At 68.1% G+C, this 26,723-nt stretch carries 22 protein-coding genes and 2 pseudogenes; 18 read left to right on the top strand and 6 right to left on the bottom strand.

The window, feature by feature from the left end; all coding sequences use genetic code 11:
* Positions 1 to 75: 75 nt before the first annotated feature.
* Both I004_RS0111455 and uvrA read right to left on the bottom strand, forming a co-directional pair.
* A complete protein-coding gene (locus I004_RS0111455; protein ID WP_037975940.1) occupies positions 76 to 3,378 on the bottom strand; it encodes a phosphodiester glycosidase family protein in 3,303 nt (1,100 codons plus the stop codon).
* 571 nt (positions 3,379 to 3,949) lie between these two features.
* Positions 3,950 to 6,889, bottom strand: a complete 2,940-nt coding sequence (uvrA, locus tag I004_RS33430; RefSeq protein WP_078511022.1) for an excinuclease ABC subunit UvrA — start codon at positions 6,887 to 6,889, stop codon at positions 3,950 to 3,952.
* A 207-nt stretch (positions 6,890 to 7,096) separates the two neighbouring features.
* Between uvrA and I004_RS0111445 the strand changes: the two genes are divergently transcribed.
* From I004_RS0111445 to I004_RS39460, 15 genes are all read left to right on the top strand, one after another.
* Positions 7,097 to 7,825, top strand: a complete 729-nt coding sequence (locus tag I004_RS0111445; protein ID WP_051344939.1) for a maleylpyruvate isomerase family mycothiol-dependent enzyme — start codon at positions 7,097 to 7,099, stop codon at positions 7,823 to 7,825.
* A 155-nt stretch (positions 7,826 to 7,980) separates the two neighbouring features.
* On the top strand, positions 7,981 to 8,637 hold the full coding sequence (locus I004_RS0111440) for an MBL fold metallo-hydrolase (RefSeq protein WP_028435609.1): 657 nt from the start codon (positions 7,981 to 7,983) through the stop codon (positions 8,635 to 8,637).
* Positions 8,638 to 8,804: 167 nt separating this feature from the next.
* Positions 8,805 to 10,847, top strand: coding sequence for an excinuclease ABC subunit UvrC (uvrC, locus tag I004_RS0111435; protein WP_028435608.1), 2,043 nt, complete (start codon positions 8,805 to 8,807; stop codon positions 10,845 to 10,847).
* Between the two features lie 160 nt (positions 10,848 to 11,007).
* Positions 11,008 to 11,901 carry an RNase adapter RapZ gene (gene rapZ / locus I004_RS0111430; protein ID WP_028435607.1) on the top strand — a complete coding sequence of 298 codons (894 nt, stop codon included), beginning with the start codon at positions 11,008 to 11,010 and terminating at the stop codon, positions 11,899 to 11,901.
* Between the two features lie 17 nt (positions 11,902 to 11,918).
* On the top strand, positions 11,919 to 12,971 hold the full coding sequence (locus tag I004_RS0111425) for a uridine diphosphate-N-acetylglucosamine-binding protein YvcK (RefSeq protein ID WP_028435606.1): 1,053 nt from the start codon (positions 11,919 to 11,921) through the stop codon (positions 12,969 to 12,971).
* Complete coding sequence (gene whiA, locus I004_RS0111420) at positions 12,962 to 13,939, top strand: DNA-binding protein WhiA (protein ID WP_028435605.1); 978 nt, start codon at positions 12,962 to 12,964, stop codon at positions 13,937 to 13,939. The genes I004_RS0111425 and whiA overlap by 10 nt, the downstream gene beginning before the upstream one ends.
* A 247-nt stretch (positions 13,940 to 14,186) precedes the next feature.
* Positions 14,187 to 15,191, top strand: a complete 1,005-nt coding sequence (gap, locus tag I004_RS0111415) for a type I glyceraldehyde-3-phosphate dehydrogenase (RefSeq protein WP_028435604.1) — start codon at positions 14,187 to 14,189, stop codon at positions 15,189 to 15,191.
* A gap of 150 nt (positions 15,192 to 15,341) precedes the next feature.
* Positions 15,342 to 16,556 carry a phosphoglycerate kinase gene (locus I004_RS0111410; protein ID WP_028435603.1) on the top strand — a complete coding sequence of 405 codons (1,215 nt, stop codon included), beginning with the start codon at positions 15,342 to 15,344 and terminating at the stop codon, positions 16,554 to 16,556.
* 118 nt (positions 16,557 to 16,674) lie between these two features.
* Positions 16,675 to 17,451 carry a triose-phosphate isomerase gene (tpiA, locus tag I004_RS0111405; RefSeq protein WP_028435602.1) on the top strand — a complete coding sequence of 259 codons (777 nt, stop codon included), beginning with the start codon at positions 16,675 to 16,677 and terminating at the stop codon, positions 17,449 to 17,451.
* Positions 17,452 to 17,609: 158 nt separating this feature from the next.
* Complete coding sequence (gene secG / locus I004_RS0111400) at positions 17,610 to 17,840, top strand: preprotein translocase subunit SecG (protein ID WP_037975933.1); 231 nt, start codon at positions 17,610 to 17,612, stop codon at positions 17,838 to 17,840.
* Between the two features lie 318 nt (positions 17,841 to 18,158).
* Positions 18,159 to 18,446 (top strand): RNA polymerase-binding protein RbpA, encoded by a 288-nt coding sequence (locus I004_RS0111395; protein WP_028435600.1) that lies wholly within the window; start codon positions 18,159 to 18,161, stop codon positions 18,444 to 18,446.
* A gap of 270 nt (positions 18,447 to 18,716) precedes the next feature.
* On the top strand, positions 18,717 to 20,366 hold the full coding sequence (pgi, locus tag I004_RS0111390) for a glucose-6-phosphate isomerase (RefSeq protein WP_028435599.1): 1,650 nt from the start codon (positions 18,717 to 18,719) through the stop codon (positions 20,364 to 20,366).
* 364 nt (positions 20,367 to 20,730) lie between these two features.
* A complete protein-coding gene (locus I004_RS39845) occupies positions 20,731 to 21,075 on the top strand; it encodes an NERD domain-containing protein (protein WP_486579969.1) in 345 nt (114 codons plus the stop codon).
* A 218-nt stretch (positions 21,076 to 21,293) separates the two neighbouring features.
* Positions 21,294 to 21,590 carry a hypothetical protein gene (locus I004_RS39840; protein WP_028435598.1) on the top strand — a complete coding sequence of 99 codons (297 nt, stop codon included), beginning with the start codon at positions 21,294 to 21,296 and terminating at the stop codon, positions 21,588 to 21,590.
* 146 nt (positions 21,591 to 21,736) lie between these two features.
* Positions 21,737 to 21,985 (top strand): hypothetical protein, encoded by a 249-nt coding sequence (locus I004_RS39460; RefSeq protein WP_158677027.1) that lies wholly within the window; start codon positions 21,737 to 21,739, stop codon positions 21,983 to 21,985.
* Positions 21,986 to 22,150: 165 nt separating this feature from the next.
* On the opposite strand, the gene I004_RS39455 is transcribed toward I004_RS39460, so the two are convergent.
* From I004_RS39455 to I004_RS39445, 4 genes are all read right to left on the bottom strand, one after another.
* Positions 22,151 to 22,459, bottom strand: coding sequence for a hypothetical protein (locus tag I004_RS39455; protein ID WP_158677026.1), 309 nt, complete (start codon positions 22,457 to 22,459; stop codon positions 22,151 to 22,153).
* A gap of 75 nt (positions 22,460 to 22,534) precedes the next feature.
* Positions 22,535 to 22,942: a hypothetical protein gene (locus tag I004_RS39450; protein ID WP_158677025.1), complete on the bottom strand. Its 408-nt coding sequence runs from the start codon at positions 22,940 to 22,942 to the stop codon at positions 22,535 to 22,537.
* A 17-nt stretch (positions 22,943 to 22,959) separates the two neighbouring features.
* Positions 22,960 to 23,640, bottom strand: coding sequence for a hypothetical protein (locus tag I004_RS0111365; RefSeq protein ID WP_028435596.1), 681 nt, complete (start codon positions 23,638 to 23,640; stop codon positions 22,960 to 22,962).
* A complete protein-coding gene (locus I004_RS39445) occupies positions 23,622 to 24,089 on the bottom strand; it encodes a WXG100 family type VII secretion target (RefSeq protein WP_158677024.1) in 468 nt (155 codons plus the stop codon). The genes I004_RS0111365 and I004_RS39445 overlap by 19 nt, the downstream gene beginning before the upstream one ends.
* A 428-nt stretch (positions 24,090 to 24,517) precedes the next feature.
* Here I004_RS39445 and I004_RS40250 point away from each other — a divergent pair, with 428 nt between their 5' ends.
* The 3 genes and pseudogenes from I004_RS40250 to I004_RS0111355 all read left to right on the top strand — a co-directional run.
* Positions 24,518 to 24,646, top strand: coding sequence for a hypothetical protein (locus I004_RS40250; RefSeq protein WP_486579976.1), 129 nt, complete (start codon positions 24,518 to 24,520; stop codon positions 24,644 to 24,646).
* Positions 24,585 to 25,940 (top strand): annotated as a pseudogene (locus I004_RS33425) (helicase-related protein); the annotation flags it as partial. The gene I004_RS40250 and the pseudogene I004_RS33425, both read left to right, overlap by 62 nt.
* A gap of 63 nt (positions 25,941 to 26,003) precedes the next feature.
* Positions 26,004 to 26,375, top strand: a pseudogene (locus I004_RS0111355) (glucose-6-phosphate isomerase); the annotation flags it as partial.
* Positions 26,376 to 26,723 lie beyond the last annotated feature (348 nt).

The raw sequence follows: 26,723 nt of genomic DNA, 5'->3' as shown, positions 1-26,723 counted from the left end.
CCTACCCTGCTCGCGGCATATCCGGCTCGCGGGCGTACCGGGCATAGCCCGGCACGCCCGTCGAGCCGGACAGGATCAGCGGGTGATGCTCACCTGCCTCTCCGTCCGCTCACCGGCCACCTCGACCGTGAGCGTGACGGTTCCCGGCCGGTGAGCGGTGAGTGTGCCGGTCCGCGGATCGTACGAAGCCGAGCAGCGGACCTTCGCGTCCCCTCGGGCTTCGCCCGGGGGAGGCCCCACGTCCGCGGCGCTTCGGCCCCCTCTCACGCAGAGGTTGCCGGAGCCGGACCAGTCCGAGCTCAGAGGCCAGGCCACCGGCACCTTCCGTGCCGACTCGCCCTCTCCCTGGGTGATCGTGGCCGCAGCACGGGCCGATGCGCCCACCGGCATCTCGCCCGGTGCCTCCATCACGAGGCCGTCCACGTGCGCTCTGGTCTGGGCGGCCAGCCAGTCCACGTCGTGCCGCTCTGCGTTCTGATCGACGCCGAGCAGCGACCAGCCCGTGAAGCCGCCGCGGGAGGGCGGCGCGGCAGGTGACTTCCCGGAGTTGCCGTTGACCAGGTACGGGACGCCGTCGACCCGCGACGCGTCGAAGACGCCCACGTGTGCCCCGATGAACGCCGCCCTCTTGCCCGAACGGGCGCGGAAATCGCCCAGCCAGTCCTCCAGCAGGTCGGCTTCCATGCGGTCCGTGAGCTGGCTCGCCTGCTGCCCTGTCGGGTCCCGTGGCGGTACATGCTGCACGACCGCAACGGAGGAGACGGAAGGATCGTCCTCGGCGTCGTCCAACTGCCGTCGCAATTCCTGAAGTTGGGTGTAGCCGCCACCGCGCACCGTCAGCGACGAGGTGTCGAGCGTGATGAATCGGGTGCCCTTGTGGTCGAACGTGCGTTGTGCCGCGCCGAATTCGGCGGTGAAGTTCGCGATGCTGCCGCCCATCACCTCGTGGTTCCCGGGCACGTAGATCCAGTCGACGGCGTCCCCCAGTTCCTCCTCCAGCACGCGGTGGGCAAAGCTCAGATCCTCCTTCGACCCCTCGTCGACCAGGTCGCCGTTGATGACGACGAAGTCCGGTCCGGCAGTACGGATCTCCCTCAGGGTGCGGCGTGCCTGTCGCACGACGGCGCTGTCCGGATCACGGGCCACGAACTGCGCGTCGGACATCACCGCGAAGCGCCAGTCGCGCCCGGCCACGTCGGCCGCCGTCGAGATCAGCGGATCGTGCGGACGCTCGGTCTCCGGCAGTTCAACGTCGGGTGGTACGCGTGCTGTCAGTTCGTCGAGGACGACCTCACCGGTGTACTGCTCGGCGGGTCTGGTCTCGGCGAGGTAGAAACGGTGCAGCCGCAGCGGGTAGTTGACGGTTTCCGGCACCTCGAAGGTGGCCTGCTGCCAGCCCTCCTCGGTGAGGTGCTCGCCGCGCAGCACCTGGTCGGTACCGCTTGCGTCCTTCAGGTGCAGCGAGGGCCATGCGCCCTTGCCGTCACTCTTGATCCACATGGTGAAGCTCTGCGGCTGCCCCGGCACGGGCACTTCCGCCGGCGGAGTCGCGTACGCGGCGCGCGTGGCGGTCGAGAGGCTGAAGTCGTACGTCATTCTCAGCCCTGTGCCCTCCTTGCCCTCCGGGTCGGCCGCGAGGGCCCCCTCGGCACGGGCGGCGCTGAACTTCCAGTCCGTGGCGTCGTCGAAGCCGGCTGTCCTCTCGTCGTGGAGGCCGACCGTGACCGCGAGCTTCGTGGTGCGGCCCTTGACGTCGACGGTGACGATGCCGGACGCCGATTCCTGCCCGGGCCTGGCCTTCACCGTGAAGCCGCCGCCCGCATCGTCCGGTGAGATGGAGAACAGCGAACGGTCGTACCGCAGACGGGCGTCGGCCGGATCCACGGGAGCGCTGGTGCCCTGGGCGTCGAAGCCGATGATGCCGAACGAGCCCTCGGCCGTGCCGTCCTCCAGCCCGACACGTTCGCGGGTGGGGCGGATGCGGTCCAGCTCGCCGACGACGGACAGATGCGTCGAGCCCCGTGCGTCGCCCTGGTGTGCGGTGACCTTTGTCGAGCCCGTGCCACGGGCGTGGAAGACACCCTCACCGTCGACCCGTCCGACACCGGGGCGTGCCGCCGACCAGCGAGGGGTGCCCTCGGCCGGGCCGTAGGACTCGTCGTAGCCGGCAGCGGTCAACTTCCGCGTCAGACCCTGGAATACGCGGTCCGGGTGGCCGACGGGCATGTTGTCGGCGGTGGGCGCGGAGGCCGGATCGGCGGTGGTCTCCACCCAGAAGTGCTTGAGCGAACCGCTGCCCACCGGGGAGGTAAGCGCCACGCCGTTGGGCACCTCGCGCTCCTCCCCGTCGGACGGCGCGTTCTCCAACTGGAGGTCATCGGTGCCCGGTTCGCGTGCGAGGAGGGTGGACGAGCCGCCGCCGTCGAGGTTGAGAGCGTTGTATGCCCCCAAGTCCTTCATCATCAGGGCGAGTTCGGTGAGCGTCACACCGCCGGACGCCGCCTGGCGCCCGTCCACCGACATCACGTGCATCGTCGAGCCGTCCTTGGAGAAGCCCACGGCCGTGCGCGGTGCTGTCGCGTTGTTGGGTCTGCCCTCCCAGTTCTGCGGTTGCCCGTCGACGACGAGCAGGCCGCGTCCGCCGACTGCCGTGCGCGGCACGGGGCTGCCGTCGTCCGTACGCACGTGGTACTCGAGCGAGACCCGGTCGCCCACCTGCAGTCCGTCGAGCGTCTTCGCACCGGTGCCCCGGCCGACCAGAACGGTGGTGCCCTCGGCTATCGGGCCGCTGCCGGGCTCGTCGAGGATCCGGCTGACACGCCCGTGCCGCAGGAGTACCTCCGTGGACTCGGGGTCGCTGTCGGTGGTGAGGTCCCGGTCGGCCTCGCCCCACCGGGAGTTGTAGGCGCCGATGCCGTTCTCGGGGACGTTGGCGGCGTTGTACGCGGTCAGCGGCTGCGTGCCGCCGGCGAGGGTCAGGGTGCCCTCGAAGTAGAGCGCGAGTACCCGGCCGGCCGCGTCCGGTCCGAAGCCGAGGGACTCGCTGTTGCCGACCGCGGGGGAGTGCGTGACCTTGCCGTTCCGCACGCCGGGACCGAGCGGCGCCCCGGTCTCGTCGATGTCGAAGAAATCGGAGTTGAAGGCTGCCACCGTGCGGCGGCCCTTGCCGGGGTCGTGGCTCTCGGCCTGCTCGCTCAGCGGCGCACGGGTGGAGACCTCACCGCTGGACAGGTAGTCGGCGCGGGTGCCGCCGCCGCTGCCGCCTCCGAGATCCACACTGAGGGCGTCCGCCCGCAGCCACTTGTCCGACTCCAGCCGCTGGAAGGACGTGAGCCGGGCACCGGGTGCGATCGGACGGCTGGCGCGGGAGATCTCCATGCCGTCGCCGTCCGGGATGCCGGTCGGGGCGGGAGTCGTTGCCGCAGCCTGCGTCGTGGCGGTCCGTGCGGCGGTGGAGGGTGCGGCCGGTGCGGTGTCGGCCGAAGCAGGCTGCACGACCGCCAGAAACGAAAAGGCGGTCACTGCGGGGAGCAGTGACCGGGCGAGGACTCTTCTGCGTACGTTTACTCGTATCACAACATCCCCTGTAAACACGGGTGTTCCATGCGCTTCTGCGCACAGCGCCGCAAAGGGTCTCAGCGCTTACCGGGACGCACCAGATGCCGGGAAGAAATTCGAACAACGGCCGTAAACACGCCAACTACCGAGCCCTGGGCGAGTAGTTGAAGAAGGAAGCGGTGAGCGACGCCGAAGGAGCAGGTGAAGGAGAAGAAAGGGACGGAGGAGGATTCCGGTATGGCATTCCGCCGGGACGATCCCTCCGCGAACGAAAGCGGCGGCGGGGAGTTCGCGGACCGAACCGCGAACTCCCCGCAGCCTCAGCGGAATTCAGATGTGACTGTTCACGAGCCGTGACGGGGGAGGCCCGCCCGCCCCCGGGCCGCCACCCTTACCGCTTCGCCTTCGACGCCCGCTTCCGCGCGCCGCCACCGGACGTGGCCTTGCGCGCCGCCGGCGGCGGCGCGTCGCTCACGCGGTCGCCCAGCACGTCCCGCAGGAACTTCCCGGTGTGACTCGCCGGAATCGCGGCCACCTGCTCCGGGGAGCCCTCGGCGACGATCAGGCCACCCGCGTACCCGCCCTCGGGGCCCATGTCGACCACCCAGTCCGCGGTCTTGATGACGTCCAGGTTGTGCTCGATGACGATGACCGTGTTGCCCTTGTCGACCAGCCCGTCGAGCACCGAGATGAGCTTGCGGATGTCCTCGAAGTGCAGCCCCGTCGTGGGCTCGTCGAGCACGTACACGGTGCGTCCGGTGGAGCGCTTCTGCAGCTCGCTGGCGAGCTTCACGCGCTGTGCCTCACCGCCGGAGAGCGTCGGTGCCGGCTGCCCGAGCCTTACGTAGCCCAGGCCCACGTCGTTGAGGGTCCGCAGATGACGGGCGATCGCGGGCACCGCCTCGAAGAACTCCGTCGCCTGCTCGATGGGCATCTCCAGCACCTCGGAGATGTTCTTGCCCTTGTAGTGGACCTCCAGCGTCTCCCGGTTGTAGCGCGCGCCGTGGCAGACCTCGCACGGTACGAACACGTCCGGCAGGAAGTTCATCTCGATCTTGATCGTGCCGTCACCGGAGCAGTTCTCGCACCGGCCGCCCTTGACGTTGAAGGAGAAGCGCCCCGGCTGGTAGCCGCGCACCTTCGCCTCCATCGTCTCGGCGAAGAGCCTGCGCACATGGTCGAAGACCCCTGTGTACGTCGCCGGGTTGGAGCGTGGGGTGCGCCCGATCGGCGACTGGTCGACGTGCACGACCTTGTCCACCAGGTCGTCGCCGTCGACGCGGGTGTGCCGCCCCGGAACCGACTTCGCGTTGTTCAGCTCCCGCGCTAGGTGGGTGTACAGGATGTCGTTGACGAGGGTCGACTTACCCGAACCGGAGACGCCTGTCACCGCCGTGAGCACGCCGAGCGGGAACGACGCGTCGATGTCGCGGAGGTTGTTCTCGCGTGCACCGCGCACCGTCAGCTGCCGCTCGGGATCGGCCGGCCTGCGCATCTGGGGCAGCGGGATGCTCTTTCTCCCGGCCAGGTAGTCACCGGTGACCGATTCGGCGGTCTCCAGCAGCTCCTTCATCGGACCGCTGTGCACGACCTTGCCGCCGTGCTCGCCCGCGCCCGGGCCGATGTCCACGACCCAGTCGGAGGCCTTGATCGTGTCCTCGTCGTGCTCGACGACGATCAGCGTGTTCCCCAGGTCCCGCAGCCGCACCAGCGTCTCGATCAGCCGGTGGTTGTCGCGCTGGTGCAGCCCGATCGACGGCTCGTCCAGCACATACAGCACACCCACCAGACCCGAACCGATCTGTGTGGCCAGGCGGATGCGCTGCGCCTCGCCGCCGGAGAGGGTCCCGGCGGCGCGGTTGAGCGAGAGGTAGTCGAGGCCGACGTCGACGAGGAAGCGCAGCCGCTCGTTGACCTCCTTCAGGACCCGCTCGGCGATCTTCTTGTCCCTGTCGCTGAGAGTCATCTCCCGCAGGAAGTCGGCGCATTCGCTGATCGACATCGCGGAGATCTCCGCGATCGACTTCCCCTGCATCGTCACCGCGAGCACGATCGGCTTCAGCCGCGTGCCGTCACAGGTGGGGCAGGGCACCTCGCGCATGTAGCCCTCGAAGCGCTCCCGGCTGCTGTCGGTCTCCGCCTCCTGGTGCCGGCGCTTGACGAAGGGCACGACGCCCTCGAATGCCGTGGTGTAGGCGCGCTCCCGGCCGTACCGGTTGCGGTAGCGCACCTCGATCTGCGTCTTGTGTCCGTACAGCAGTGCCTTCTTGGCCCGCTGCGGCAGCCCGGCCCACGGGATGTCCGTACGGAAGCCCAGCGCGTCGGCGAGCGCGCCGATGAGGCGGCCGAAGTAGTCCCGGGTGTGCCCGTGCGACCAGGGGTGCAGAGCGCCCTCGTCGAGCGACTTCTCCTCGTCCGGGACGATCAGATCGGCGTCGACCTCCATGCGCGTACCGATGCCGGTGCAGTCCGGGCAGGCGCCGAAGGGGGAGTTGAAGGAGAAGGTGCGCGGCTCCAGCTCCTCGAACGACAGGTCGTCGTACGGGCAGTAGAGGTGCTCGGAGAACATCCGCTCGCGCTGGGGGTCGTCCTCTTCCAGGTCGACGAAGTCGAGGATGACCATCCCGCCGGAGAGCCCGAGCGCCGTCTCGACCGAGTCCGTCAGCCGCCGCTTCGCGCCCTCCTTCACGGTGAGCCGGTCGACGACGACCTCGATCGTGTGCTTCTCCTGCTTCTTCAGCTTCGGCGGTTCGGACAGCTGGATCGTCTGCCCGTCCACGCGTGCCCTGCTGTAGCCCTTCGTCTGAAGCTCGTTGAAGAGATCCACGAACTCGCCCTTGCGCTCGCGGACCAGCGGCGAGAGCACCTGGAAGCGGCTGCCGGGCTCCAGGCCCAGCACCTTGTCCACGATGGCCTGCGGCGACTGGCGGGCGATGGGCCGGCCGCACTCCGGGCAATGGGGCTTCCCGATGCGGGCGAAGAGCAGCCGGAGGTAGTCGTAGACCTCGGTGATCGTGCCGACCGTCGAGCGCGGGTTGCGCGAAGTCGACTTCTGGTCGATGGAGACGGCGGGGGAGAGGCCCTCGATGAAGTCCACGTCCGGCTTGTCCATCTGACCGAGGAACTGCCGGGCGTACGCGGACAGCGACTCGACGTAGCGGCGCTGCCCCTCGGCGAAGATCGTGTCGAAGGCCAGGGAAGACTTGCCCGACCCCGACAGACCGGTGAAGACGATGAGCGAGTCGCGCGGGAGGTCGACCGAGACATTCCGGAGATTGTGCTCGCGAGCGCCACGGACAAGGAGACGGTCAGAGGCCACGCCGGTTGGCACCTTTCGTGTGAGAAGCAGGGTGCCCCGACTGCGCAGGAGCCCCCCGCTCAAGACTAGAGGCGGTGCCGCCCGAGTGTGTCCCGGACAGTGTCGGTACCGCCTTCAGAGCTTATAGTACGTGTATTCGATTCTGAGCCTCCCTCGCGGGAAGTTCCGCGGTTCGCGCCGTCTTCCACCCGAAGGAGTGGCGGAGCTAGCTTGGGGATCATGACGCAGCCAGCGAACCCCGCCGCTCCCGTGCCCGACCCCTCAGCCGACACCGCTGCCGTGCGCGCCGCCACCGACCGGCTGCTCGCGGCCGTCGAACAGCTCGACGACGCCACCGCGTCCAAGCCCTCGCTGCTTCCCGGCTGGACCCGCGGCCATGTGCTGGCTCACCTGGCCCGCAACTCGGACGCCCTGCTCAACGTGCTCGCCGCGCGGCCCATGTACGCCAGCGCCGAGAGCCGCGACGCCGACATCGAGCGCGACGCGCACAGGAGTGTCGCAGAGCACCTGCTGGACCTGCGCGAGAGCGCGGCCCGTCTCGACGGCGCCTTCGGCGCACAGCGCGACCCGGACTGGGAACGAACGGTAGAGCTTCGTAACGGTGTGACGGACCACGCGTATTCCCTGCCCTTCCGCCGCTGGATCGAGGTGGAACTCCACCACGTCGATCTGGGCATCGGCTACGCCATGGACGATCTGCCCGCGACGTTCATCGAGCGTGAACTGGCCAACATGGCGCGGCGCTTCTCCGGCCACCCCGATCTCGCGGTGCCGGTCGAGCTCCGTACGGAGGACGGCGTCACCTGGCGCACGGGCGCGCCCGACGGCTCCGAGAAAACAGTGGTCGTCGTTGGCAGCCCCACCGCCCTGGTCGCCTGGCTCACCGGACGCAGCACCGGTTCCGGGCTCTCGGCGCGTGACCCGCTGCCCGATCTGCCGGCTCTCTGACGGGCCGGGGCGGGGGCCCGGCGTCGGTGCGTGAGCCTGCCCGCGCGCCGCCGCCCTCTGTTTCCGCGTCCCTCGCCGCAGCCCACGGCATGTCCTCATATCCGCCACGCCTCCGCTCTGGCGCCCGCCCGCGGGGCACGGCCTAGGGTGTCCCCATGGCTTACACCGGAGAGGTGCAGGTCGGGGGACCTGCCGACGTGCACGAGCTGACCGACTTGATGATCTCCAAGGTCGCGGTCGGCCCCATGAACAACAACGCCTACCTGCTGCGTTGCCGAAGGACGGGCGAACAGCTGCTGATCGACGCGGCCAACGAGCCGGAGACACTCCTCGAACTCATCGGCTCCGACGGGATCGCCTCCGTCGTCACCACCCACCGGCACGGCGACCACTGGCAGGCCCTCGCCCCCGTCGTCGAGGGCACACAGGCCCGCACGTACGCGGGCCGCTACGACGCCGAGGGAATCCCGGTGGGCACGGACGTGCTCGTCGAGGACGGCGACACGGTGAAGGTCGGCGAGGTCGGGCTGACGGCACGCCATCTCGTCGGCCACACACCCGGCTCCATCGCCCTCGTCTACGACGACCCGCACGGGCATCCGCATCTGTTCACCGGCGACTGCCTCTTCCCCGGCGGCGTCGGCAACACCCATGACGACCCTGAGGCGTTCGCGAGCCTGCTGCACGATGTCGAGACCAAGCTCTTCGCCGAACTCCCCGACGAGACCTGGGTCTACCCCGGTCACGGAGGCGACACGACGCTCGGTGCCGAGCGTCCCAACCTGGACGAGTGGCGCAAGCGCGGCTGGTGACGCGCCCCTTTCTGACGCCGCGGTAGGCGGGGTCGTCCGCCTGGATCCCGGGCGGGAGGCCCCGCCTCCGCACTCTGCCCTCCCTCTCTCCGCCGTGGGGGCGGGCGGGGGCTCCCGGCCGGAGGCAAGGCGAAGGTCTGTCAGGGCACGGACGTAGGCTGTGCTGCATGGCAGACCCCTCCAGCTACCGCCCCGAACCGGGCGAGATCCCGGACTCGCCGGGGGTCTACCGGTTTCGTGACGAGCACGGCCGGGTGATCTATGTCGGGAAGGCCAAGAGCCTGCGCCAGCGGCTCGCGAACTACTTCCAGGACCTGGCCGGTCTGCATGTGCGCACCCGCACGATGGTCACCACGGCCGCGTCGGTGGAGTGGACGGTGGTCTCCACGGAGGTCGAGGCGCTCCAGCTGGAGTACTCCTGGATCAAGGAGTTCGACCCCCGGTTCAACGTCAAGTACCGCGACGACAAGAGCTATCCGTCGCTCGCCGTGACCCTCAACGAGGAGTATCCGCGGGTCCAGGTGATGCGCGGCCCCAAGAAGAAGGGCGTGCGCTACTTCGGTCCGTACGCACACGCGTGGGCGATCCGCGAGACCGTCGACCTGATGCTGCGTGCGTTTCCCGTACGCACCTGCTCCGCCGGTGTCTTCAAGCGCTCCGCCCAGATCGGCCGCCCCTGCCTGCTCGGGTACATCGGCAAGTGCGCCGCGCCCTGCGTCGGGCGCGTCACCGCGGAGGAGCACCGCCAACTCGCGGAGGAATTCTGCGACTTCGTCGCCGGGCACACGGGTTCGTACCTGCGCCGCCTGGAGCGGGAGATGACGCAGGCGTCCGAGGAGATGGACTACGAGAGGGCCGCGCGGCTGCGTGACGACATGGACGCGCTGAAGCGCGCGATGGAGAAGAGCGCCGTCGTCCTCACCGACGCGACCGACGCCGACCTCATCGCCGTCGCCGAGGACGAACTGGAGGCGGCGGTCCAGATCTTCCACGTGCGCGGCGGCCGCGTACGTGGCCAGCGCGGCTGGGTCACCGACAAGGTCGAGGAGATCGGCACACCCGAACTGGTCGAGCACGCACTCCAGCAGCTCTACGGGGAGGAGAGCGGCGAGGGCGTCCCCAAGGAAGTGCTGGTTCCCGCGCTGCCCGACCCGCCGGAACCGGCCGCCCAGTGGCTCGGCGAGCGTCGCGGCAGCGCCGTCAGCCTGCGCGTGCCGCAGCGCGGCGACAAGCGCGCCCTGATGGAGACGGTCGCACGCAACGCCCAGCAGGCCCTCGCCCTGCACAAGACCAAGCGCGCCTCGGACCTCACGACGCGTTCGCGCGCGCTGGAGGAGATCGCCGAGGGCCTCGGCCTCGACTCGGCGCCGCTGCGCATCGAATGCTTCGACATCTCCCACTTCCAGGGCGACGACGTGGTCGCGTCCATGGTCGTCTTCGAGGACGGCCTCGCCCGCAAGAGCGAGTACCGCCGCTTCCAGATCAAGTCCGTCGCCGGCCAGGACGACGTCCGTTCGATGCACGAAGTCGTCAGCCGCCGCTTCCGCCGCTACCTCCGCGAGAAGCGCCGCACCGGCGAGTGGGGCGGCGAAGGGGACGAGCCCGGCGAGGGCGAGGGCCCGGAGCCCGCGGAGACGGAGAACTCCCAGGGGCTGCCGGACGGGGAGGCAGAAGGCGCCGGCACCGCCGGGCGCGACGAGGACGGCAGGCCGAAGAAGTTCGCCTACCCTCCCCAGCTCATCGTCGTGGACGGCGGCCGCCCTCAGGTGTCCGCCGCACGCAGCGCGATGGACGAGCTGGGCATCGACGACGTCGCCGTCTGCGGCCTGGCCAAGCGCCTCGAAGAGGTCTGGCTGCCCGGCGAGGAGGACCCCCTCGTGCTGCCACGTACGAGTGAGGGCCTCTATCTCCTCCAGCGCGTCCGCGACGAGGCGCACCGCTTTGCGATCAGGTATCAGCGCAGCAAGCGCTCGAAGACGATGAAGGCGAGCCCGCTCGACGCGGTCCCCGGACTCGGGGCGTCCCGTAAGCAGGCCCTGCTGAAGCACTTCGGCTCCCTCAAGCGGCTGCGTGCGGCGACGGTGGACGAGATCTGCGAGGTGCCGGGTGTGGGCCGCAAGACGGCGGAGGCCGTCGCCGCGGCGCTTGTCACGAAGTCCTCCGGGCCGGAGGTGAACACAGCGACCGGTGAGATCGTTGAAGAAGAGTGAGCCACGAGGTCGGGGGGCCAAGAGCATGAACGGTCAGCAGCATCAGGAACAGGAACAGCACACCCGCCCGGAGGCGGAGCCGGCGACGCCCGGCTTGGCCACCGGCACGGGACCGGACCCGGGTACGGGACCGGGCACGGCCAGGGACGCGGGTACGGAGATGGACACGGTCACGGACGCGGCAGGCGAAGCGGTGATCCCCGAACTCGTGATCATCTCCGGGATGTCGGGCGCGGGCCGAAGCACCGCGGCCAAGTGCCTGGAGGATCTCGGCTGGTTCGTGGTCGACAACCTGCCGCCCGCGCTGATCCCCACGATGGTCGACCTGGGGGCACGCTCGCAGGGCAATGTCGCGCGCATCGCCGTCGTCGTCGACGTGCGCGGGCGGCGCTTCTTCGACAACCTCAAGCAGTCCCTGGCGGACCTCGCACAACGGCAGGTCAAGCGCCGCATCGTCTACCTGGAGGCGAGCGACGAGGCACTGGTGCGGCGCTTCGAGTCGGTGCGCCGCCCCCACCCGCTGCAGGGCGACGGCAGGATCGTAGACGGCATCGCCGCCGAACGCGACCTGCTCCGGGAGCTGCGCGGCGACGCCGACCTGGTCATCGACACCTCCGGCCTCAACGTCCACGAGCTGAGGGCCAAGCTCGACGCCCGTTTCGCCGGCGACGAGGAGCCCGAACTCCGCGCCACGGTGATGTCTTTCGGGTACAAGTACGGGCTCCCCGTTGACGCCGATCTCGTCGCCGACTGCCGCTTCCTCCCCAACCCGCACTGGGTGCCGGAGCTGCGCCCGTACAACGGCACCAGCCCGGAGGTCTCGGAGTACGTCTTCGACCAGCCGGGCGCGAAGGAGTTCCTGGACCGCTACGCCGAACTGCTCCAGCTCATCGCCGCCGGGTACCGCAGGGAGGGAAAGCGCTACGTCACCATCGCGATCGGCTGCACGGGCGGCAAGCACCGCAGCGTCGCCGTCTCGGAGAAGCTGGCCCGCCGGCTCTCCGGTGCCGGCGTGGAGACCGTCGTGGTGCACCGCGACATGGGACGTGAATGAGGACGTGAGAAGCGCGAATGCCTCGTAGGACCATCCGGCTGCGGCGTCCGGTCAGCACGCGCGCGGCACAGCGCGGCACCCAGCCGAAGGTCGTGGCACTCGGCGGCGGCGCGGGCCTGTCCGCCTCGCTCACCGCGCTGCGCCGCATCACAGGGGACCTGACCGCCGTCGTCACCGTCGCCGACGACGGCGGCTCCAGCGGCCGGCTCCGCGACGAGCTCGGCGTGCTGCCCCCCGGCGATCTGCGCAAGGCGCTCGCCGCGCTGTGCGGCGACGACGAGTGGGGCCGCACCTGGGCGGAGCTGGTCCAGCACCGGTTCGTCAGCCGAGGCGACCTGCACGACCACGCGGTGGGGAATCTGCTGATCGTCGCGCTCTGGGAGCAGCTGGGCGACCACGTCCAGGCCCTCGACCTGGTGGGCAAGCTGCTCGGGGCGCACGGGCGGGTGCTGCCGATGTCCGCCGTCCCGCTGGAGCTCCAGGCGCTGGTGCGCGGCCACGACCCGGAACGCCCCGACGAGGTCTCGACCGTGCGCGGACAGGCCAACGTCGCGCTCACCACGGGCGAGGTGCAGCAGGTGCACCTCGTTCCGCACGATCCGCCCGCCGTCTCCGAGGCCGTCAAGGCCGTGCTCGACGCGGACTGGGTCGTGCTCGGACCGGGCTCGTGGTTCTCGTCGGTCATCCCCCATCTGCTCGTTCCGGAATTGCTCGACGCGCTGACGCAGACCAAGGCCCGCAAGGTGCTCTCGCTCAACCTCGCTCCGCAGTCGGGCGAAACGGAAGGTTTCTCCCCGCAGCGTCATTTGGACGTTTTGGCCCGACACGCCCCTAAACTCGCCTTCGACGTGGTGCTGGCCGACGAGGACGCCGTTCCCGACCGGGACTCCCTGTGTCAGGCCGCCGAGCGGCTCGGAGCGACAGCACAGCTGTCACCGGTCGCGGCGGCCGGAGGCGCTTCCCAGGGCGAAGGCCCCGCGGGAGGCGCAGCCAGGCACGACCCGGAGCTGCTGGCCGCCGCGTACGACCGTATTTTTCGGATGCATGGAAGGATCGGCCCATGGCGATGACGGCTGCGGTGAAGGACGAGATCTCCCGACTCCCCGTCACCCGGACCTGCTGCCGGAAGTCCGAGGTCTCGTCGATCCTGCGGTTCGCGGGCGGCCTGCACCTGGTGAGCGGGCGGATCGTGATCGAGGCGGAACTCGATACGGGCATTGCGGCCCGCCGCCTGCGCAAGGACGTACTGGAGATCTTCGGGCACAGCTCTGACCTGGTGGTGATGGCGCCGGGTGGTCTGCGGCGCGGCAGCCGCTACGTCGTACGTGTCGTGGCCGGGGGTGACCAGCTCGCCCGCCAGACGGGGCTCGTGGACAGCCGCGGCCGTCCGATCCGGGGTCTTCCACCACAGGTGGTCTCGGGGGCCACCTGCGACGCGGAGGCCGCATGGCGGGGCGCGTTCCTCGCGCACGGATCGCTGACCGAGCCGGGCCGCAGCTCCTCCCTGGAGGTCACCTGCCCCGGGCCCGAGGCGGCGCTGGCCCTGGTCGGCGCGGCGCGCAGGCTCCAGATCGCGGGGAAGGCGCGCGAGGTGCGCGGCGTGGACCGCGTGGTCGTCCGTGACGGTGATGCCATCGGCGCGCTGCTGACACGGCTGGGCGCCCACGAGTCGGTGCTGGCGTGGGAGGAGCGGCGGATGCGCCGCGAGGTCCGCGCCACCGCGAACCGGCTCGCCAACTTCGACGACGCCAATCTGCGCCGCTCGGCGCGCGCCGCCGTCGCGGCCGGTGCGCGCGTGCAGCGCGCGCTGGAGATCCTCGCCGACGACGTGCCCGAGCACCTGGCAGCGGCCGGCCGGCTGCGCATGGACCACAAGCAGGCGTCCCTGGAGGAACTGGGCGCGCTGGCCGACCCGCCGCTGACGAAGGACGCCGTGGCCGGCCGCATCCGGCGGCTGCTGGCGATGGCCGACAAGCGGGCTCAGGACCTGGGGATTCCGGGTACGGAGACCAGCCTCACGGAGGAGATGGTCGGCTGACCTCCCCCTCGGCCCTTCGGGCCCGGGGGACCCCACCCCGGGCCCGAAGGGCCGAGGGGCATCGCCCCGCTCGACACGCTTCGACCCTTTCTCCGCCCCCGGTCTCCGGCGCCGTGTCACGGCCCGTGGACCCCGGGTGGCCGATGTCACCGTAAAGAGTGGAGCGCGGTAGGGTCGGAAGCGGTCGGGGACATCCCATACAGCTTTGCCGGTGTCCGTACCGGCGTACCAACGAGGAGATCGGTTCGTGACGATCCGCGTAGGCATCAACGGCTTCGGCCGCATCGGTCGCAACTACTTCCGCGCACTGCTCGAGCAGGGGGCGGACATCGAGATCGTCGGTGTCAACGACCTGACCGACAACGCGACCCTGGTGCATCTGCTGAAGTACGACAGCATTCTGGGACGCCTCAAGCAGCAGGTCAGCCACACCGACGACACGATCACGGTGGGCAACCAGACCTTCAGGACGATGGCGGAGAAGGACCCGGCCCAGCTGCCCTGGGGCGAGCTGGGTGCCGACGTCGTCGTGGAGTCCACGGGCATCTTCACCAAGCGCGAAGACGCGGCCAAGCACCTGGCCGCCGGCGCGAAGAAGGTCCTCATCTCGGCTCCGGCCAAGGAAGAGGACATCACCGTCGTCATGGGCGTCAACGAGGACTCCTACGATCCGGCCAAGCACCACGTCATCTCCAACGCCTCCTGCACCACCAACTGTGTGGCGCCGATGGCGAAGGTCATCGACGAGAACTTCGGCCTGGTCAAGGGCATGATGACGACCGTCCACGCCTACACCAACGACCAGCGCATCCTGGACTTCCCGCACAAGGACCTGCGCCGCGCCCGCGCCGCCGCCGAGAACATCATTCCGACCTCGACCGGCGCCGCCAAGGCCACCGCTCTCGTGCTCCCGCAGCTCAAGGGCAAGCTGGACGGCATCGCCATGCGCGTGCCGGTGCCCACGGGCTCCGTCACCGACCTGGTCCTGGAGCTGGACCGCGAGGCGAGCAGGGACGAGATCAACGCGGCCTTCCAGAAGGCCGCCGAGGGCCAGCTGAAGGGCGTCCTGGAGTACACCGAGGACCCGATCGTCTCCTCGGACATCGTCAACTGGCCCGCGTCCTGCACCTTCGACTCGGCACTGACGATGGTCCAGGGCAAGCAGGCCAAGATCGTCGGCTGGTACGACAACGAGTGGGGCTACTCCAACCGTCTGGTCGACCTGACGACCTTCGTCGGCGGCAAGCTCTGAGCGTTCCCCCCGGGGTAGCCGACCAGCGCCGAGAGATGGCAGACCATGGCAGGGCTCGCGGGGCGCGACGACGCGCCCTGCGAGCCCTGATCCATGAGGCCGCCATGTGGGACACCGAGGGCCTGAACTCCAAGGAGAACAGCAGCAAGCATGAAGACGATCGACGAACTCATCGCCGGGGGAGTGGCAGGCAAGCGGGTCTTCGTCCGCGCCGACCTGAACGTCCCGCTGGACGGGGAGACCATCACCGACGACGGCCGTATCAGGGCCGCCGTGCCGACCATCCGCAAGCTGGCCGACGCGGGCGCCCGTGTCGTCGCCGCCTCGCACCTGGGCCGGCCCAAGGGGGCGCCCGACCCGCAGTTCTCTCTCGCTCCGGTGGCGAAGCGGCTCGGTGAACTCCTCGGCGCGGACGTCACGTTCGCTTCCGACACCGTCGGCGACAGCGCCACGGCAGCGGTGGAGGCGAGCACCGACGGCAGCGTGACCCTCCTGGAGAACCTTCGCTTCAACCCGGGGGAGACCAGCAAGGACGACGCCGAGCGCGCGGCCTTCGCCGGTGAACTCGCCGCGCTCGCCGACCTCTACGTCGGTGACGGCTTCGGTGCCGTCCATCGCAAGCACGCGTCCGTCTACGACCTTCCGGCACGCCTTCCGCACGCGGCCGGCGGCCTCATCGCCACCGAGGTCGGCGTGCTGGAGAAGCTCACCGAGGACGTGAAGCGCCCGTACGCGGTCGTGCTCGGCGGGGCGAAGGTCTCCGACAAGCTGGGCGTCATCGAGCACCTGCTGCAGAAGGCCGACCGCATCCTCATCGGAGGCGGCATGGCCTACACGTTCCTGAAGGCCCAGGGGCACGAGGTGGGCGGCTCGCTGCTCCAGGAGGACCAGATCCCCGCCGTCCAGGGCTATCTCGAGCAGGCGGAGAAGCTGGGCGTGGAGTTCGTGCTGCCGGTGGACGTGCTGGTCGCGGAGAGCTTCCCCGACCTCAAGACGAAGGCGCCGGCGTCGCCGGAGACGGTCCCCGTCAGTGCCATCCCCGCCGGTCTGATGGGCCTGGACATCGGCCCGGAGACCCGCAAGCTGTACGCCTCGAAGCTCGTCGACGCCGCGACCGTCTTCTGGAACGGCCCGATGGGAGTCTTCGAGCACCCCGACTACGCCGAGGGCACCAGGGCCGTCGCGCAAGCACTGCTGGACAGCGGCTCGTTCAACGTCGTCGGCGGCGGTGACAGCGCTGCCGCCGTCCGCCTGCTCGGCTTCGACGAGAACGCATTCGGCCACATCTCGACCGGCGGCGGTGCGAGCCTCGAGTACCTCGAGGGCAAGACGCTGCCCGGCCTCGCCGCACTGAAGGACTCGTGAGCGATGCGCGTGCGGCCGCCGCGCCGCAGGCCGCACTCTGCCCGCACCTCTGCTCCCCCTGCCTTCGGTGCGCGGTACACCCAGCCCGCCGGAGAAGCGAACAATGGAGGACTGACTCTTGACCACCCGCACCCCGCTGATGGCGGGCAACTGGAAGATGAACCTCAACCACCTCGAGGCCATCGCCCACGTCCAGAAGCTCGCCTTCGCCCTGAACGACAAGGACCTTGCGGCCGTCGAGGTCGCGGTTCTGCCGCCCTACACCGATCTGCGCTCCGTCCAGACGCTGGTGGACGGCGACAAGCTGAAGATCAAGTACGGGGCGCAGGACCTCTCCGCGCACGCCTCCGGGGCGTACACCGGTGAGATCTCCGGCGCGATGCTCGCCAAACTGAAGTGCTCCTTCGTCACCGTCGGCCACTCCGAGCGCCGCCAGTACCACGCCGAGGACGAGCCCCTGGTCAACGCCAAGGTGAAGGCCGCCTTCGCGAACGACCTGACGCCGATCCTGTGCGTCGGCGAGGAGCTCCCGGTGCGCGAGGCGGGCGATCACGTCGCCCACACGCTGGCCCAGGTCGACGGCGCGCTCAAGGATGTCCCCGCCGAGCAGGTGTCCACCCTCGTGATCGCGTACGAGCCCGTGTGGGCCATCGGCACCGGCAAGACGTGCGGCGCCGACGACGCGCAGGAGGTCTGCGGTGCCATCCGCGCCCGCGTCGCCGAGCTGTACGGGCAGGAGGTCGCCGACGCGGTCCGTATCCAGTACGGCGGCTCGGTGAAGTCCGGGAACGTCGCCCAGATCATGGCGCAGCCCGACATCGACGGTGCGCTGGTGGGCGGTGCCTCGCTGGACGCGGACGAGTTCGTCAAGATCGTGCGCTTCCGCGACCAGTGACACGTCCCCGCACGGGCGGTGGAGCGTAGCCCGAAAGGGCAGGCGTATGACGGCGGGCCGTGACCCGTCGTAGGCTGTCGGGGGCCGGGCGTGCGTCCGGCCCCCGTACATGTGAAGTCTTTCCCGCGAAGTCCGAGAGAGTTGGTCCAGCCGTGATCATGGGGTTCTCTATCGCCCTCATCGTCTTCAGTTTCCTGATGGCGCTGCTGGTTCTGATGCACAAGGGGAAGGGCGGCGGCCTCTCCGACATGTTCGGCGGCGGCATGCAGTCGTCCGTCGGCGGTTCGTCGGTCGCCGAGCGCAACCTGGACCGGCTGACCGTGGTGGTCGGGCTGATCTGGTTCGCGATCGTCGTGGTGCTCGGTCTGCTGATGAAGCTGCAGAGCTGACCCACCGGGCCGAGCCGCGGGGCGCGCGCACCCACCGTCCCGCCTCTCACCTGCCGCCTTCGGGGCCCGGCGCCCGGCCGCGCCCCGAGGGGTGTCCCGGGTTTGCAAGAGCAGCCGCAAGTTGCCGAACCCGGCCTATCATGAGGCTCGCGTCCTGAGCCGACGCAGTAACTCCGGTCACTGGACGCGCGTTGGGCCCTACGTACACTAGGGCGCCCGCGACGACTCATCGTCGATGTTCCGCGGCACCGCGAGGCAGGGAGTTGGACCGTGGCAAGTGGCAACGCGATCCGGGGGAGCCGGGTCGGGGCGGGGCCGATGGGCGAGGCCGAGCGGGGCGAGACAGCGCCCCGGCTTCGCATCTCCTTCTGGTGCTCCAACGGACACGAGACGCAGCCCAGCTTCGCCAGCGACGCACAGATCCCCGAGACCTGGGACTGCCCCCGCTGCGGCTTCCCGGCCGGCAAGGACGAGGAGAACCCGCCGGACCCGCCGCGCACCGAGCCCTACAAGACCCACCTCGCATACGTGCGTGAGCGGCGCAGCGACGAGGACGGCGAGGCGATCCTGGCCGAGGCCCTCGCCAAGCTCCGGGGCGAGATCTGAGGCGGATCACGCCGGGGTCGTCCCGGGCCTCCATCCGGCTCTGACGGACGACCTGCCCCCTCGCGGGGCACCCTGACACCCGCTCGTGCGCCCCGTCGTCCCGCGCCCGGGTGCTCCGGCCGCACCGTCCCCTCGTCGTCGCTTCCCACCTTCTCCACGGCCCTTCCGGCGTCACCGCCCGGTCGTCCCTTGCGGTGCGCGCCGCCGGGTTGCCCGTCAATTAGGTTGGTGCGCGGCGTATCCAGGACGAGGAAAAGGTGACGACCGCCGATGAACGCAGCACGCCGCACCCGGCTCGATCAGCTGCCCGAGTGGCACGCGCTGGCCAAGCACCGTGAGGAGTTCGGCGACACACATCTGCGAACGCTCTTCGCCGACGACTCCGGCCGTGCCGAACGGTTCGGTGTGCAGGTGGGCGACCTCCACCTCGACTACTCCAAGCATCTGGTGACGGACGAGACGCTGCGGCTGCTCGGGGAGTTGGCCGCCGCGTCCGGCGTGGCGGAGCTGCGCGACGCGATGTTCCGCGGCGAAAGGATCAACGTCACCGAGGACCGCGCCGTCCTCCACACTGCGCTGCGTACCCCTGCCGCGGCCCACGTCCGCGTCGACGGCGAGGACGTCGTGCAGAGGGTGCATGCGGTGCTGGCCAAGATGGCGCTCTTCGCCAACAAGGTCCGCAACGGCCACTGGACCGGCCTCACCGGCAAGCGCATGAGGACCGTCGTCAACATCGGCATCGGCGGCTCCGACCTGGGGCCGAAAATGGCCTACGAGGCGCTGCGTCCGTACACGCGGCGCGACCTGGACTTCCGCTTCGTCTCGAACGTGGACGGTGCCGACCTGCACGAAGCTGTCCGTGACCTGGACCCGGCCGAGACCCTGTTCGTCGTCGCGTCGAAGACCTTCACCACCATCGAGACCATCACCAACGCGACCGCTGCCCGCCGCTGGCTGCTGAGCGGCCTGGGTGCGGGCGAGGACGCCGTCGCCAAGCACTTCGTCGCGGTCTCGACGAACGCCGGGAAGGTCTCCGAGTTCGGTATCGACACGGAGAATATGTTCGAATTCTGGGACTGGGTCGGCGGACGCTACTCGTTCGACTCGGCCATCGGGCTCTCCCTCATGGTCGCCATCGGGCCGGACCACTTCAACGAGATGCTGGCCGGCTTCCACTGCGTCGACGAGCACTTCCGCGAGGCGCCCCCCGAGGCCAACGGGCCTTTCCTGATGGGCCTGCTGGGCATCTGGTACAACAACTTCTTCGACGCGCAGTCGCATGCCGTGCTGCCCTACAGCCACTACTTCTCGCAGTTCACCGCCTATCTCCAGCAGCTGGACATGGAGTCGGACGGGAAGTCCACCGACCGCGAAGGCCGCCCCGTGAACTGGCAGACGGGCCCGATCGTCTGGGGCACTCCCGGCACCAACGGCCAGCATGCCTATTACCAACTGCTGCACCAGGGCACCAAGATGGTCCCCGCCGACCTCATCGGCATCGCGCGCCCGGCTCCCGGCCTCGGCGACCTCGCAGGTCAACACGACTTGTTGATGGCCAACCTGTTCGCTCAGGGGCAGGCGCTCGCCTTCGGCAAGACCGAGGAGGAGGTACGGGCGGAGGGCGTCGCGGACGAGCAGGTGCCGCACCGCACGTTCCCCGGCAACCGTCCGACGACCACGATCCTCGCCGAGGAGCTGTCACCGTCCGTCCTGGGCCAGCTGATCGCGCTGTACGAGCACAAGGTCTTCGTCCAGGGCGCGGTGTGGAACATCGACAGCTTCGACCAGTGGGGAGTCGAGCTGGGGAAGGTCCTCGCCAAGCGGCTGGAGCCGGCCCTGACGGACGGGGCGGAGGTCGAGGGCCTGGACTCCTCGACCTCGTCCCTCGTCGGGCGGTACCGGGAGCTGCGGGGTCGCTGATCCCTCCTGGACCCGGGACCATGCCGCGAGGAGCAATGTCCCGGGTCCAGGCGAACCTGGGCCTGGTCCGAGTGAATCGGCAACCTACCCCATTCCAGGGACGGTTCGACTCGGCGAACGTAGCTGCTGTGAGTGGCCGCAGACGTCAGTCGGCTCTCGGGCGGCACAGGTCGCATGAAGATAAGGTCGACCAGGCAATCTGCACGCCCTGAAAGGGAACGGACACGCGGAGGTCGGACCGTTGGCGGCAGCGAAGAAGCCCTCAACACACAAGCCCGGGCAGCCCCGCAAGAAGCGCTGGTTCCAGCCCCGCCGCTCGGCGTACTCGTGGGAGCAGGACGGACTCGACCACATCCGGCAGTTGATGCCGAAGGCCGAGCCGTACAGGGCTTGGGCGAATTTCTCTTTCACCGCCGCTTCCGGCCGGACCAACGAGTGCGACCTGTTCATCGCCGTCCCAGGGGGCCTGTATCTCCTGGAGCTCAAGGGACACCCGGGCCGCGTCGTCAACCACGGTGACACCTGGCAGTTCCACGACGACCGCATCCGGACGCTGAAGACCCCCCCTTCACCTTACCGACCTGAAATGCAAGGAACTCAAGGACCAACTGCAACGTGCCGCACGGGACATGGGCGAGGACCCACGCCGCGTCCCGTTCATCAAGCCCGCTGTCTTCCTGCACGCTCCGGGGCTGGTCAGCGGACTTGACCAGTTTCAGCGGATCAACGTCTACGGACGCAACGACGCAAGCGGCGGACTGAAGCGGATCTGGGACGACCTCCTTGGCATGCCGCCGCAGCGCGAGAGTTGGCGCGTGACCCCGCAGAGGGCGCAGTGGCTGGAAGAGCTGATGCTGAGGATCGGCGTCACCCATTGCACCGCTCACCTGCGATACGGGGACGACCCGCTGGAGTACGACGCCGACCGTGAGCGATATCTTTCCGCCCCCTGTCGAGGGCGCCCGCTGGTCCAGCTCGACCTATACCCGTACCAGCGTGCTCGTCGCCGAGGCGAGGGCGGCGGCAGCGGCGGGGCAGGACCCGCAGGCCGCTCTGCGCGCCAGGATGACGGCGTCCGTGCGGCGTGGCGGATTCCTCGCCCTCACCCTTAAGGGAGCGGACCTGCCCGGTACGGCTGCCGAGTTCGGCGTCGTACCGGTGGACCTCAACGCCGAGTTCCTGGCTATCTTCCGGTCTCTGGCGGAGGAATTCGGCACGGACTAGTCGAAGGTGCTGCGCGCGGACGCCGCGTTCGGCGCGGGCGGCGAGCTGAAGCCAGGGCTGCGCTCCTACGTACAGCGCGTCACCGAGCGGCTGTGCAGGCCAACTGACCGCGCTCGCTGAGAAGTCGGGCCCCAAGGCGGTGCTTCGTGCACAACTCGAGTTTGCTCGCCCGCTATTTCGACGGCGGCGGTCACGATCTGCTCGTAGGACCCCAGCAGGTGTCCAGGCGTCCTGCGCAGTCACCGCACGGACTGTGGTGGCTGTGTCCCATGGAGGACCCGAAGCAGACGCCGACGCTGGACGGCCGCACCGTGGAGGTTGTCGACCGTGGCACCGAGTGGGTGGTTCTGGACTCGCTGTTCGTCAAGGAGTTGCACGGGAGCGCGCGCACCTGAGAGGTCGTGATCTTCAGGTGGCGACGTTCTCCATCCGGCGAAGGAGATGGATCACTCCTCCCGCACCTCCAGTGCTGCAACCTGTTTGACGAGAGACACCCTTACTGCTTTCAGTGCAGACAGCGACGCTTGGAAAGCCACAGTGTGAAGTCCTTTACCGCCTTCTCAACTCAGAAGAGACAAGGTCACCAGGCAGGCAACACAGGATACAACCATCCCCGCAGTTCCAAAATTCACCAGCTTCCGACGTTTGCGCCTCCAGCCGACCACCACGACAGCGAGTCCCGAATATGTACACGCGAGGTTCATCAGCGTGACCCAGAGATGATGTCCGGTTGCAATTGAGAGATACACAAGCAGCAGCGGCGCCAGGATACCCAGAACGAGCAGGATGATGCTGAACTGCCCCGCCTCGCGTGCGGCGAGGTCTCGTGTCGGGCTGGACGCCCCCAGGTCAGGGAGTTCGGAGTTCATTCTTTCTCCTCATTGTCAGTGAACTAGATAGGGTTTGCGATGCAGGAAATGCTGAACGCGCATTCTGCCACTCACTCAGTAAAGACTCCACCCCTTTGCACGGTGTCGCATTCTCGACTGCGGAACCTGGGAACCCGACTTCTCGCGCTGCTCTCGGTCGATCTCCTTCTGGCACTCGTCAAAGATTCTCCTTCCTTCCTCCTCGGCTCTCATCTTCTCCTCTGAAGACATCTGGTCCACATTCCTCTGAGTCTCATTCATGTGAGAAATGATCTCCTGCTCGTACGAGCTGATTTGCACGGCTTGTCGGAGGTCCAGACGTCCCGACAGTACCTCCTTCGCCATTTCGCTCAGAGTCTGGCCGCCTTCTCCGTGGGCAAGTGCATCGAGCTTCTTTCCCAGCAGTCTGGCAATGGCTGGGTTTCGCGCGACCTGCAGGAATTCTTCGTCGTCGACCCGTGATGCGTCTCGGTGATCATTCATGACTTGCTCTCCTGTGATCAAACAGCCGGGTTGTCATACCCACTCCTCGGAAGTGGGAATTTGACCATCTTTGCCTCGACCAGTCGATTTACCTGCACGACGGCCCCGGTGGATCCGCTGACCACGGTTTGAACAGTCGAAATCACGGCTGTGAATTTCGCATAGAGTGTCGCCATCATCGCGAGCTCTCCGGCAATTGCGCCTCCTGCGATGGCCGGCCCCACGAGCGTCCAACTCGTGGAAGCACCAGCTGCAGCGGTGAGCCCAATGATCAGAGCAAGGTCCAGCATGCCACTGAGGATGTCGCCGGATGCTTCAGTCGCGTGCCATACGGCTTCCGTGAGAGCTTCGTAGTGCTCCTTGAGGGAATCAAAAGATTCCTTCATGTCCGCGATGTCTTTGGACAACTTTTCAAAATAAACGTGGGTGCCGTCTGCGGCATTTCCGGACCAGGAATCCTCAAGTGCTCTATTTCCCGCCCCGATATTTCTTGCGAGCTCGTCACAGAACTTCCCGAGCACCGTCCAGGCTTCGGCGCACTCGGCGTACTCTTCCCAGTTGCCGGCCAAGACCTTCTTGGCCTCGTCAATGGGGTTGAACTCAAGCCCGAACCAGCTGCAGAAGATTTCGATACCCTTGCTCGCCACCCACGAAGGACTGAGAGCGTCGCCGTACTTCGTCAGCTCACGGTAGGCCATGGTGGGCTCATCCGCTTCGGAGTCGACGGTGGGAGGAACGAGGCGCTCTGCTGGTTCCGCCACATCATTGAAACTGCTCTTACCGGTCCCAGCTCCCCGTCCGGGAACAGTGCGTCCGGAAGCTCCCCCACTGATGGCCGGATACGTCGCATCCACCGCGAAGCTTCGCTTCGGTCGGTATTTGCGTAGTACTTTGCGCTCTGCGACATCTCTCGCTTTGAGGAGTCGAGAATTTTTCCCAGTTTCTCGAGACTGGACTTCGTACTGCTGAATACTTCTTCGTGGCCTGATTTGAACATCGAAGCGATTTCCGACAATGGTCCCCTGTCGAAGGGGCCGATCGTGCATTCCTTCTGCATGTAGTCAAGTGCACTGCGAACGTCGCCCGATGCCCTAGCCAGCTGCCTGGAGAAGGCCTCCAAGTCGTCCGGGTCAACCTCGAATCCCACCGTTGATTCCTCAAGTAGTCGCGCTGCCAGGACCGTTGGACATGTGGCGTACTACTTGGCTGGCCAGCGAGGCAGGGCAACCAGATCTCCTTCGCCAGGGCGCCGAATACCCGGGTATACGAATTCCGTGGTTTGTGGTGCAGATGTGTTTGTGCTGTTCATGGAGAAGTTGCTTGTGTGACGACGGTGTTCCACCGCTCGTGACATGCGCGGACGACGGGTTGATGCCGTCCGACGGACAGCGCGGGACTTGGTGGGCGGTGGGCCGCAGCATGTCAGCAGATGACGGATGGTCGGCATCGACGGTGGCGGTTGTGCTGGCTCACGAGTCGCTTTGCCGGACTGGGCCGAGTTGTGACGGCTTGGGTTCTCCCGCGCAACAATGATGTCGAGCACCCCGGGGAACGTGAGTCGAGGAGTATGCGTTGGTGGACAAGGCCGCACTGCTGAAGGATCTGCGCCCGCAGGTCGCCGCACTTGAGGACGATCTGCGGGCGCGGACCGACTCGGTGGCTCGTCTTCTGCGAATCGCGCAAACTGGTGGAGGAACTCGGTGAGAAGCTCCGGCTTCGAGGTGTGACCACCTTCCTGTCCCATGCGTCGCTGTCGGCGGACGAACGACGTCGCTCGGAGCAGGCGTTCGCCGAGGTCCGGGACTGCGTCATCATCTCCACGAGCACGCTGGAACTCGGCATCGACGTGGGCGACTTGGACCGCGTCATCCAGATCGACGCGCCGAGTACGGTGGCGTCCTTCCTTCAACGGCTCGGACGCACCGGACGTCGCGCGGACACCAAGCGCAACTGTTTCTTCCTCGCCCTGTCCGAGGACGTGCTGGTGTCCGCAGCGGGTCTGCTGCTGCTGTGGTCGCGTGGCTGGGTGGAGCCGGTCGCCGCACCGCCAGAGCCCAGCCACATCGTCGCCCTATGTCTGCAGGAACATCAGGTCGGCAACCGACTGTGGAACGAGTGGTGGAAGGAGTTCGGGCTCTTCGGACAGCCCGCCGAGGCGATCGTGCGGCACCTGGTGGACGAAGGCTATCTGGACTGCCACGGCGGCATGCTCTTCATCGGCCCCGAGGCCGAACGCCGCTTCGGGCACCGGCACTTCATGCTACTGACCGCCATCTTCACGGCACCGCCGCAGTTCACCGTGCTGAACGGACGTACGGAGATCGGCGGGACGGACCCCGACCTGCTCACCGAGGAGATCGACGGCCCCCGGAAGTTGCTGCTCGCGGGCCGCAGCTGGATGGTGACCTACATCGACTGGACCCGCAAACGCTGCTACGTGGAGCCGGCTGATGGCGGCGGCAAAGCGAAGTGGAGCAGCTTCGGGTTCGTGCAGGCAACATCGTTCGAATTGACCCGCGCGGTGCGTGAGGTGCTGCTCGGCACCGAACCGGCCGTGAGGCTGACTAGCCGAGCTAACGTCTGCCTTCGGCAGGCAAGGGAACACTTCATGGACGCCGTGCACCCGGGGGGAACGCTGATCACACGCGGCAGCGGTGGTCACACGCGATGGTGGACTTGGGCCGGGCACGGGGCGAACGCCACGCTCGCCGCGTCTCTCAAAGCGATCACGGTGCCCGCACAGCGCGTCAACGACTGCTGGATCCGGCTGCGCGAGGACATCGACCCTGGTGCCTGGAGGCAGGCCTTTGCGGACGCGTCCGACCGGCTGTACCCGCCCGATGTCGACGCGCAGGCGGTGAAGGGGCTGAAATTCGCCGAGGCGCTGCCGCCCGGTGTCGCCGAGAAGACGCTGGCAGCCCGGTTCTCCAATGGCGCGGGGGCACGGGCGGTGTTGGAGGAGCCGACACGGTTCGTGAGGGGTCTTGTCGGTTCCTGACCTATTCCCTTTCGCGTTTCCTGAGCCTCATCAGGTCGGGCAGGGTGAAGGCTGGCCTGTCAACTTGTGGTCAACCTGTTCGCTCAGGGGCAGGCGCTCGCCTTCGGCAAGACCGAGGAGGAGGTACGGGCGGAGGGCGTCGCGGACGAGCAGGTGCCGCACCGCACGTTCCCCGGCAACCGTCCGACGACCACGATCCTCGCCGAGGAGCTGTCACCGTCCGTCCTGGGCCAGCTGATCGCGCTGTACGAGCACAAGGTCTTCGTCCAGGGCGCGGTGTGGAACATCGACAGCTTCGACCAGTGGGGAGTCGAGCTGGGGAAGGTCCTCGCCAAGCGGCTGGAGCCGGCCCTGACGGACGGGGCAGAGGTCCCGGGCCTGGACTCCTCGACCTCGTCCCTCGTCGGGCGGTACCGGGAGCTGCGGGGTCGCTGATCGCCCCCTTTCCCGGTGAGGCGGGGCCGGCTCCTGCCGGATGGTTCCGGCGGTGGAAGCCGGCCTTTGCTTCCGGGGTGTAAAAGGTAGGTTGCGGCGGTCGGTCAGGGCCTGAGTCCGGGCGGTCCGTCCGGCCGAGCGACCGCTCTGAGCTGCGCTTTCTTTTCTGTTCGAAATAATGAACCGACAGCGGAAAACCGTCCCCCAAGAGACCGCTTGACAAGGGGCGAAGCGTGACCTCACAGTAGGCGCTACGCACAACGCAACCAGATGCGTTCTCTGCGTAATTCCGATTAACCTTCTAGCGCCGTTTGAGGGCCCGCCACAAGTGTGCCCTGCGGCGTAATT

Source organism: Streptomyces sp. TAA486, from assembly GCF_000426165.1.
This window is presented reverse-complemented; position numbering and strand designations above follow the sequence as displayed.